Origin of the sequence: Maribacter sp., assembly GCF_016744255.1 — a bacterium.
Taxonomy (GTDB): Bacteria; Bacteroidota; Bacteroidia; order Flavobacteriales; family Flavobacteriaceae; genus Maribacter_B.
Map to the genome: position 1 here is coordinate 1 of NZ_JADGES010000111.1, position 10366 is coordinate 10366.

The 10366-nt window shown below is 29.7% G+C and carries 11 protein-coding genes and 1 tRNA gene; 6 read left to right on the forward strand and 6 right to left on the reverse strand.

From position 1 onward, the window contains the following. The first annotated feature begins 198 nt into the window (after positions 1–198). Positions 199–471 (forward strand): hypothetical protein, encoded by a 273-nt coding sequence (locus QZZ51_RS14510; RefSeq protein WP_291870935.1) that lies wholly within the window; start codon positions 199–201, stop codon positions 469–471. Between the two features lie 36 nt (positions 472–507). On the opposite strand, the gene QZZ51_RS14515 is transcribed toward QZZ51_RS14510, so the two are convergent. After that, positions 508–1713: an NlpC/P60 family protein gene (locus QZZ51_RS14515; protein WP_291870937.1), complete on the reverse strand. Its 1206-nt coding sequence runs from the start codon at positions 1711–1713 to the stop codon at positions 508–510. A gap of 96 nt (positions 1714–1809) precedes the next feature. Between QZZ51_RS14515 and dcm the strand changes: the two genes are divergently transcribed. Beyond that, positions 1810–3036, forward strand: a complete 1227-nt coding sequence (gene dcm / locus QZZ51_RS14520) for a DNA (cytosine-5-)-methyltransferase (RefSeq protein ID WP_291870939.1) — start codon at positions 1810–1812, stop codon at positions 3034–3036. A gap of 3 nt (positions 3037–3039) precedes the next feature. Further along, on the forward strand, positions 3040–3654 hold the full coding sequence (locus tag QZZ51_RS14525; RefSeq protein WP_291870941.1) for a hypothetical protein: 615 nt from the start codon (positions 3040–3042) through the stop codon (positions 3652–3654). Between the two features lie 82 nt (positions 3655–3736). Here the strand turns inward: QZZ51_RS14525 and QZZ51_RS14530 are convergent, their stop codons facing one another. The 4 genes from QZZ51_RS14530 to QZZ51_RS14545 are packed head-to-tail and all read right to left on the reverse strand — an operon-like array spanning position 3737 to position 5989. Then, entirely contained in the window at positions 3737–4183 is a 447-nt protein-coding gene (locus QZZ51_RS14530) for a GNAT family N-acetyltransferase (RefSeq protein ID WP_291870943.1), read from the reverse strand. Further along, positions 4183–5103, reverse strand: a complete 921-nt coding sequence (locus tag QZZ51_RS14535) for a cation diffusion facilitator family transporter (RefSeq protein WP_291870945.1) — start codon at positions 5101–5103, stop codon at positions 4183–4185. Before QZZ51_RS14535 ends, QZZ51_RS14530 begins: the two co-directional genes overlap by 1 nt. Before the next feature lie 25 nt (positions 5104–5128). Next, positions 5129–5554, reverse strand: coding sequence for a transcriptional repressor (locus QZZ51_RS14540; protein ID WP_291870947.1), 426 nt, complete (start codon positions 5552–5554; stop codon positions 5129–5131). Positions 5555–5557: 3 nt separating this feature from the next. Then, positions 5558–5989, reverse strand: coding sequence for an RpiB/LacA/LacB family sugar-phosphate isomerase (locus QZZ51_RS14545; protein WP_291870950.1), 432 nt, complete (start codon positions 5987–5989; stop codon positions 5558–5560). A gap of 608 nt (positions 5990–6597) precedes the next feature. Here QZZ51_RS14545 and rnr point away from each other — a divergent pair. From rnr to QZZ51_RS14560, 3 genes are read left to right on the forward strand one after another with little or no spacing between them, the layout of a single operon-like run. Then, positions 6598–8787: a ribonuclease R gene (gene rnr / locus QZZ51_RS14550; protein WP_291870952.1), complete on the forward strand. Its 2190-nt coding sequence runs from the start codon at positions 6598–6600 to the stop codon at positions 8785–8787. A 53-nt stretch (positions 8788–8840) separates the two neighbouring features. Continuing rightward, positions 8841–9524, forward strand: coding sequence for a head GIN domain-containing protein (locus QZZ51_RS14555; RefSeq protein ID WP_291870954.1), 684 nt, complete (start codon positions 8841–8843; stop codon positions 9522–9524). A 12-nt stretch (positions 9525–9536) separates the two neighbouring features. Continuing rightward, positions 9537–10208 carry a LysE family transporter gene (locus QZZ51_RS14560; RefSeq protein WP_291870956.1) on the forward strand — a complete coding sequence of 224 codons (672 nt, stop codon included), beginning with the start codon at positions 9537–9539 and terminating at the stop codon, positions 10206–10208. A gap of 66 nt (positions 10209–10274) precedes the next feature. Here the strand turns inward: QZZ51_RS14560 and QZZ51_RS14565 are convergent. Further along, positions 10275–10348 (reverse strand) — tRNA-Cys (locus tag QZZ51_RS14565). Positions 10349–10366: the final 18 nt, after the last annotated feature.

The following is a 10366-nucleotide window of genomic DNA, read 5'->3' on the forward strand; positions in this document are numbered from 1 at the left end:
GCACAGTTTAGAGGAGTCAGAGAAATTACATTTTTCCTCTACAGACTATCTAAAATTTATGCATAAATCTTACTAGTCCCCTAAAATTATACTTGACCCTCTATTACCTTAAAACAATGTGTTACTTATGATATAGAAAGTGGCATCGATACAAAGAAAATTGAATACTTTAGTGACATACAAGAAGATAAAATTTTAGTGTTACTTCGTATTAAAGACCTAAAAAATGTAGCTCCAAAGGAAAGAAAGGTAATTATAGATATTGTTGAGGATTGCCTTGCAGATATGCCTTATATTCATGACATTCAAGAACAATATATAGGAATAGAAGGTAAATGGAATACCGTCTTAGTTAAAACACCTACAGAGAGCGATTTGGGAGGCCGATTCGCTGATAAAAATAAATTACTTTCTTTCTATGGTGATATGAAAATCGTCTCCGATTCCACAGAACAGATTAGCCCCAACTAGCTAATGATTCTATTTTAAAGTAAATATATAAGTGAATCAATCCTTAAAAACAGGAGTGTTTACCAAATTTACTAATGCATTATCTTTTTCTTTTAATATTCGTTTAGAACATAAATACCTCTCTAAATTATCCGCATCAAAATTCGCTGCTTTATTATCTATACTACCTATTTGTACACGCCCAGAACCAGAGGCATGTATAAACTCATTGTTACCAATCCACATACCAACATGTACTACTCTCTCTTTGGTTGAATCGGTTCTTTTTCTGCCAAAAAACAGCAAATCTCCTTTTTGTAGGTTCTTAAAATTTTTAATAGAATCTATAGCTTTACCCGTGTTTACTTGTTGCGATGCATCTCTTGGAATTACCATTCCGTTTAAAAAATAAATACTTTTTGTAAAACCGCTACAATCTACTCCTTTGGTAGATGTTCCTCCCCATAAGTACGGTAAACCCATAAATTTCTTAGAAGTCGCAACCAAGCTTTCTTCTGTTGGGTTTATTTTAGAAATCCAACTTTCATAATCTAAGGCTTCCGCTTTTATAACAAACCCTTTTCTCCCATCTGGAAAACGTACTTCATAAAAACGCGCGTCTTGCTTTACCAATTCTAACACACTACCAGCAACAATATCTGATACCACTTGGGTGTCTCTATCCGCTCCAGAATAAACATAACCCATAGTTTGCGTGTATATTATTTTTGGAACTTTTTTCCATCTTAAAAATTCGTCTTTCATAAGCGCCACAATTGCACCAGAATCTACCCAAGAAATGTATTTGTCTGGTGTCTGAATTAAAACCCAGTCTCCTTCTCTTTTTAGTATATTTACAGGTGTTCCTAAAGTGGCTTGTGTAGCTAATTCTGCAGAGTGTTTTGGATTGCTTCTAATATTAGCAACAGAAATAGTAACGACCCCTTTTGTTTTTCCTTCTAATTCTTCTTTTGGTAAAACAGAAATACTATCTATAAAAGTTATGTTCTGTTCTTTAAGATTCTCTTTTAATTCCTGTATGGCTCTTGGTAAATTACTTTCTCCTTTTAAAATATAGGCTCCCTCAGTATTAAAAGCAGCAATAGCAAAAATTGCTACTCTTTTATCTGGTGCATATTCTGCTTTAACTTCGGCAATTTCATCTAACAAAGGTGCTTTTTCTATTTTCGGTGTTTCTATACAAGAAGAAATCAATATTCCAATAAAAAGCAGTGCTAACCGAGCTCTAGATATAAAAGTCATGTATAATTTTTTTTGAAAATTAGAACTTTTTAAGGACTTACCTACCAAATATTTAAAACTATCTACTTCATTTTAACTAATTTTAGCCACTACGATATGAAAAAACTAAAAGTAATAGAACTTTTTGCGGGTGTTGGTGGATTTAGACTAGGGCTCGAAAAAACAGATAAATACCAGATTGTATGGTCTAACCAATGGGAACCAAGTACCAAAACGCAGCATGCCTCTATGGTTTATGAAGCTAATTTTGGGGATAAAAACCACAGCAATGAAGATATTGCTAGTGTTCCTATTTCTAATATTCCAGATGCCGATATTTTGGTAGGTGGTTTCCCTTGCCAAGATTATTCTGTTGCTACTACCTCTCAAAATTCTAAAGGTCTTATTGGTAAAAAAGGTGTCTTGTGGTGGTCTATACATCGAATTCTATCGGAAAAGAAAAATGCTCCTAAATATTTATTTTTAGAAAATGTAGACCGTTTATTAAAATCTCCGACAGCACAACGCGGAAGAGATTTTGCTATCATGCTTCAAAGTTTAGATACTTTAGGTTATGCTGTAGAGTGGCGTGTTATTAATGCTGCAGACTACGGAATGCCACAAAGAAGGCGGCGTATATTTTTCTTAGCCTATCATAAATCAACAGCTGTCTATAAAAAACTTAAGAAAGTAAATAAATTAGAATGGCTTTGTAAAACAGGAACTATAGCTAAAGCTTTTCCAATAGCACCGAAACTAAAAATAGATGCCGAGTTTAAAATAGAAGGAAACCTGGTAAATTTATCGGACTCCTTTAATAAAGAAGAAAAATTATCTCCTTTTCTAAACACTGGTATTTTTTGTGAAGGAACGGTTTATACCTCTAAAACAACACCAAAATTAACCTCTAAAAAAACGGTGTTAAAAGATATTTTACAAAATGGAGAAGTAACTCCTGAGTTTTATATTGACGAAAAAGACATCTCTAAATGGAAATATTTAAAAGGCTCTAAAAAAGAGGTTCGCACTGCTAAAAGTGGTTTTACATATAATTATAGTGAAGGCTCCATGATTTTTCCAGATGCCTTAGATAATGCTTCTAGAACCATTATTACAGGAGAAGGCGGTAAAAGTGCATCCAGATTTAAGCATGTTGTATCTACACCTAAAGGTTTGCGAAGATTAACACCAATAGAATTAGAGCGTTTAAATATGTTCCCAGATAATCATACGCTATTAGAAGGAATATCAAACACCAAAAGAGCTTTCTTTATGGGGAATGCTTTGGTTGTAGGTGTAGTAGAGGGTATAGCAAAAGAACTTTATAATATTATTAATTCTTAAATTGTGGGAGTCCAGAGCAATTTTAAAAAGGACTTACAAAAAGAAAAAGAGCTCGCTGTTTTTTTAGATACTTTATACCAAAAGCATTTAAAAAACTACCATACAGAACGTATTCATAATTACAAACAACAATTACAAGGTATAGATGCATACTTTACTCATAAAAAAACCAGGAAAGTTTATGCTATTGATGAAAAAGCACAGCTAGATTATATTGGAGAAGACTTACCTACTTTTGCATTTGAAATTAATTATTTAAAAGGTGATTCTCTTAAAAAAGGTTGGCTTTTTGATACTACCAAAACCACAGATTTTTATGCTTTAATAACTGCTATTTATAAAGATGATCCCGATAAATTTACATCTTGTAAAATAACATTGGTAAATAGAAGTAAGTTGATTGCATTATTAAAATCAAAAAAAATTACCCAAGAAACTCTTTGCAGTTATATAGATGTAAAAAACAAAACGCATGGAAAAATAAATATTAAAGAGTTGCATAATTACCAAGAAGGGTATCTCTATTTTTCATCAAACAACAAAGTAGAAAAACCATTAAACCTTATTCTAAAATTAGATTATTTAATAGAAAATGGGGTTGCTAAAAGGCTACTTTAGGTTTGCTACGTGGGTAAACACCTGATTTAGAAAATAAAAACTGAATAGAAAATCCTCACTAATTTTCGTAAGTAAGCTAGAATTAAGAATCTTTTACCATTCCTACATGCGGAATATTATCCTCTAAATACCCTTCACCAACTTGTTTAAAACCTAAAGAGGTATAAAATTTTATTAGATATTCTTGAGCAGAAATATGAATTTTTATTTGGTTAAAATGTGTTTTTACAGCCTTAATAGATGCCTCCATTACCACCTTTCCATAACCATATTTACGTTCCGATTGTTTTACTACTACTCTACCAATACTAGCATCTTTAAAATATAGTCCTGGAGCAAATATTCTGGTATAAGCAACTATTTCACCGTTTTTTGTTCCTATAATATGTAAAGCACTTTGGTCTTTATTATCTATATCTTGGTAAACACAGTCTTGTTCTAACACAAATACTTCGCTACGCAATTGTAAAATTTTATAAAGCTCTTCTGTCGTAAATTCTTGAAATGTTTTTGTTTTAATCTCTAGCATTAGTCTTGTACTATTATATGTTTACTATCACATTTTCCAAACTCTGGTTGAATGTTAACATGGTTAATTCCGTAGTTATGATATAATTCTTCTTCAATTTGTTCTAAAATAGCATCGAACTCCGAGAGTTTTATATTTTCTTTAAAATCTATGTGTGCTTCAAAATGTACTTCGTCCTCATTTAATTGCCAAATATGAATATGGTGTATGTTTTTAACACTAGGAATCTTATTAACAACATCTACAATTTCTTGTACTTTAATTGTATCCGGAGTAAATAACATTAAAACCTTAGTAGAATCTATAAGTAAGTCATAACCCATATATATTAAGTATAGGGCAATAGCCAAGGTTAAGAAAGGATCTACCCAATACATTTGAAAATATTTCATTAACAATCCACCTATTAAAACAGCGACAGATGCTAACATGTCTGTTAATAAGTGTAAATAAGCAGACCGCATATTCATATTACTATCTGCATCTTTTTTTAATAGAAAAACACTTAATCCGTTTGCTACAATTCCTAATAAAGACAGCCAAATAACAAGATTAGATTCTACTTCTTGTGGATGCATAAACCTTTCTATTGCCTCTTTAATAAGGATTATTGCTACCACAATTAACGCCGCTGCATTTACAAAAGCAGCTATAATTTCGGCTCTTTTATAACCAAAAGTTTTATTAGTAGAAGCTTTCTTTTTAGAAAGTTTGTTTGCTATATAACTAACTAGTAAAGAAACTACATCGCTAAAATTATGAAGTGCATCAGATAAAAGAGATAAACTACCAGAAATAATTCCACCTATTACCTGTGCAATCGTAATTAATATATTTAAAAAAATAGAAAATATAAGATTCCTACCTTTTAAATCTGGATGTGCATGGTTATGAGAATGATTATGATGAGAGTGCGCCATAAATTTCTTTTTAACAAAAGTACATCTAAGGTAATGCAATTGAGTTGCAGACTTTACATATACCATTTATAAATATCTGAATATCATCAAATTTATAATCCTTTAAATGTAAATTCTTACTATTAACAGGTATACAATAAATTTTTAGACACCTTTTACATTTTAAATGTGCATGAGAATGTTTATGCGCTTCTCTTATACAACTAATAGAACACAAAGCATAACTTTTAATACCATCAGAAGCAATTATTGTATGAACAATTCCTTTACTTTCAAAAAGTTGTAATGTTCTAAAAATGGTAGACTTTTCAGTAAAAAATAAAGCATCTTCCATGTTTTTTAAGGAAAATGCTTCTTTATATTTTAAAAATGTAGATAAAACTAATATTCTTATCGGAGTTGCTGTAATATTAGCTTTTATTAATAATTCTGTTTCTTTAAAAGAAAGCATATATTATTTACAAGGCATTTTTTCTATTCTACGCTCGTGTCTACCTCCTTCAAAATCAGTATTCAAAAAAGTATTTACCATTTCTAATGCTTGTGGTAAAGAAATAAACCGAGCAGGTAAACTTAATATATTAGCATCATTATGTTCCCTTGCTAAAGCTACAATTTCTTTATTCCAGCATAAAGCAGAACGAACTTTTTGGTGTTTATTAGCAGTCATAGATGCACCATTACCACTACCACAAATAATTATACCTAAATCTACCACATCGTTTTCAACATCATTTGCTACTGGGTGTACAAAATCAGCATAGTCAACACTATCCGTACCATCTGTACCATAGTTATTAACTTCTATATTTAGAGATTTTAATAAACCTACTATTGCAAGTTTATATTCTGTACCAGCGTGATCATTACCTATAGCTATTTTCATTTGTTTGGTGTTGTGGTTAATAGTACAAATGTACAATAGATAAGCGTATACCACAATAATTAGCTGTTTCACAACGTTTTTTATAGTATGTAAATTAACAATTGTTAATTACACCCTTAAATTGTTGTATTACTTGTTCATAAACTTTCTATAGAAAATAACTTTATAATTTTGATTTCTCAATTGAATTTTGCCTTAGAAAAGAAATTTAGAAAAACTAATTAACTTCTTAGAATATAATAGAAAGATATTAAGTATTACTTTATAGAAGTTAACACTAAATTAATAATTACTTATCCTTAATTTTATGTTAACAGAGGTTATCAATATGTGTTAATAAGATATGTAATGTATTGATAACTATAAAAATTATACTTGTATAAATTGTCAACAAAAATTAAAAACGGTTCAATACAAATTATTCTTCATTTTTTTATACCCACTATTAACAAGCTATAATAACCACCATTGTTTTTTAAAATTTAAATAAAAGAAAAATGAATATTATATATATGTTAATAACGTTAAAATTATTTTAGTGTAATGACTAAAATAATAGGTACTGAATTATAATTCGTAATTTTCCGACAAATTAGAAAGAAAGATTAATGTCAAAGAGAAATAAGAAATCAAAGAATCACAGAAATAACGAAATTACTAAAGGAATTTTTACAGTTTTAGAAAAGGATCCTAAAAATAGTTTTACTTATAAACAAATAGCTTCTAGAATGAACATAACAGATGCTCATGATAGAAACCAACTAATAAAGAAATTAGTTCAATTAAAAGAGAAAAAAAGAATTTTAGAAGAAACCAGAGGCCATTATAAAGTCATAGCTTCTACAAAAACATACCAAACGGGTATTGTAGATATTACAAGTAGAGGAAATGCCTATATTATTATAGAAGGAATGGAAGATGATGTCTTTATTCCTAATAATAAAGTAAATAAAGCTTTTCATAGAGATACTGTGGAAGTCTATGTTTATCCAAAAAGAAATGGTAAAAAATTAGAAGGAGAAATAACAAAAATAGTTACTCGTAATAAGACTGAATTTGTTGGTATTGTAGATATGCAAAAGGATTTTGCTTTTATAAGACCTACAGATGTTAGAATGTATACCGATATTTTTGTATCCAAAGATAAAATAGGAAAAGCAGAAGATGGCGATAAAGTAATTGTTGAAATAACAGAATGGCCAGATAGAACAGATTCTCCTTTTGGAATAATAAAAGAAGTTTTAGGAAAACCAGGAGAACATAATACAGAAATACATTCCATTTTAGCCGAATATGGTTTACCGTATGAGTTTCCTGTAGAAGTAGAAAGTTATGCACAAAAATTAGACACTTCTATTAAAGAAGAAGAAATTGCCAAGCGTAGAGATATGCGTAATGTATTAACATTTACTATAGATCCTAAAGATGCTAAAGATTTTGATGATGCTTTATCTTTTGAAGTTCTCGAAAATGGAAATTATGAAATAGGAATACATATAGCAGATGTTTCTCATTATTTACAAGAAAATACGATTTTAGATGATGAAGCTTATGAAAGAGCTACATCTGTATACTTAGTAGATAGAGTAGTACCAATGTTACCAGAAGTATTATCTAACAATGCATGTTCCTTAAGACCAAATGAAGAAAAATACACTTTTTCTGCAATTTTTGAAATAGATAAAAATACCAATGTTATTAAGGAATGGTTTGGTAGAACAGTAATAAATTCTAACGAACGTTTTGCTTATGAAGAAGCACAGCATATTATAGAAACAGAAGATGGAGATATTCCGGAAGAAGTTTCCATACGTAATTCTTCTTATATAGTTTCAGATGAAGTAGTAAATGCTACTTTAGTAATGGATAAATTAGCTAAAATTATGCGTACTAAACGTATGCAAAATGGTGCTATTTCTTTTGATAAAGTGGAGGTTCGTTTTAATTTAAATAAAGAAAGTGTACCTACTAGTGTTTATTTTAAAGAAGCAAAAGATGCTAATAAACTTATAGAAGAGTTTATGTTACTAGCAAATAGAAAAGTTGCTGCATTTATTGGTAAACAAAAACCAGAAAAAACTTTTGTTTATAGAATACATGATGATCCTAATGAAGATAAATTAATAGCACTTAATGGAATTATTTCTCGTTTCGGACATAAGTTAGACTTTAAAGATAAAAAATCTATTAGCGCTTCTTTAAACCAGCTTTTAGAAGATGTTAAAGGGCAAAAGGAACAAAATTTAGTAGATACCTTAGCTATTCGTAGTATGAGTAAAGCAACCTATACTACAAAAAACATAGGGCATTATGGTTTAGCGTTTGATTATTACTCGCATTTTACATCACCAATTAGAAGATATCCAGATGTAATGGTACACCGTTTATTACAACATTATTTAGACGGAGGAAAAACGGCTAATGCAGAGGCATATGAAGAAAAATGTAAACATTCTTCCGATATGGAAATTTTATCTTCTAGAGCAGAAAGAGATTCTATAAAATACATGCAGATTAAATTTATGCAAGATCACCAAGATAAAGAGTTTATTGGTGTTATAAGTGGGGTAACAGAATGGGGTATTTATGTAGAAATAATTGAAAACAAATGTGAAGGAATGGTCAGTATAAGAGATATAAAAGGAGATTATTATATATTTGATGAGAAAGAGTATTCTATTACAGGAGAAAAAACAAAAACTACCTATCAATTAGGAGATGAAGTTGTTGTAATGGTTAAGAATACAGATTTAATAAAACGACACTTAGATTTTTCTCTTATTGGGAAAAATGAATAAATTCCTATTTTGGAATAAATTTTGTTTTAGTATGTACTTACATAAAAACGAATATGAAAAAAACAGTTTTATTTTTACTTTTAATCACAATTAGTCTACAGACTTTATGTGCTCAAAATGAAGAAATAACCGTAAGCTTATCTAAGTTTACAGAATTAAAAGGCTTCGATGGCTTGTCTATTAATTTAATCCAAAGCACAGAAAATAAGGCTATTATTACTGGAGATAATATAGATAAAGTTGTTTTTGTAAATAAAGAAGGTGTATTAAAAATACGCATGGAAATCAATAAAATTTTTAGTGGTTATAAAACTTTTATTGATTTATATTACACAGAACCAATTGTTATTATAGATGTTAATGAAGATGCAAGAATAGTATCAGAAAAGACAATAACACAAGATGTTTTAGAATTAAAAGCACAAGAAGGAGGAGAATTAGTTATAGCTGCTGAAGTAGAACAACTTCTTATAAAAACAGTTACAGGTGGTGTAATAGAAACTTCTGGAACATCCGATTTACAAGATGTCGCAATTAATACAGGCGGAATTTATGAAGGGAAAGATTTAAAAACAAAATTCTCTACAATTAATGTAAATGCTGGCTCAAGAGCAGAAATATATGCTACGGATTATGTAAAAGCTTCTGTAAAAGCCGGAGGTGAAGTATTAGTATATGGTAACCCAACAAAGCTCGAAGAAAAAACAATTTTCGGTGGTAAAATAACTAAAATGTAATTTCCCCTTTTTATGTTAGAAGATATACAAGGTGCTATTCCTCTTGGATTTTTATTAAGTTTTATGATTGGCCCTGTATTTTTTGTGCTTTTAGAAACTAGTGCAATAAAAGGTTTTAGAGCGGCAATTGTTTTTAACTTAGGAGTTATTCTTGCAGATATTGTATTTATTACTGTAGCTTATTTTAGTAGTTTTCAATTATTAGAAAATTTAAGCAACGAACCTGGATTATACGTATTTGGTGGTGTAATACTCGTAATTTATGGTATCACTAGTATTGTAAAAAAGGAAGTTAAAAAAGAAGAAAGTATAAAAATTACTTCTGGCCACTATGTTAGCTTATTAATAAAAGGATTTTTACTCAATTTTATTAATATTGGTGTTTTGGTCTTTTGGCTTGGAATAATAATTGTTGTTGGTCCTAGTTTAAATAATGATTCTAATAGAATTATTATTTTTTTCTCTGCGGTTTTATCTACCTATTTTATTACCGACATTTTTAAAATATTATTAGCAAAGCAATTAAAGAAAAAATTGACTTTTGAGAGAATTAGACTTGTAAAGAAGATTTTAGGTATTGTTTTAATTATATGCGGATTGGTGCTTATTATTAAGGGATTTTTACCAAAAGACAAATTCAATATAGAAAAAGGTATTGAACAAATAGAGCATATAAGAGAATAGTATATTTTTTAAAACCCTTATACATAATATATTATAAAAAAAGCCCTCTAATTAGAGGGTTTTTTTTGGAGGCATCGAGCGGATTCGAACCGCTGTACAAGCTTTTGCAGAGCTCTGCCTAGCCACTCGGCCACAATGCCATTTGTAATGATGCAAAG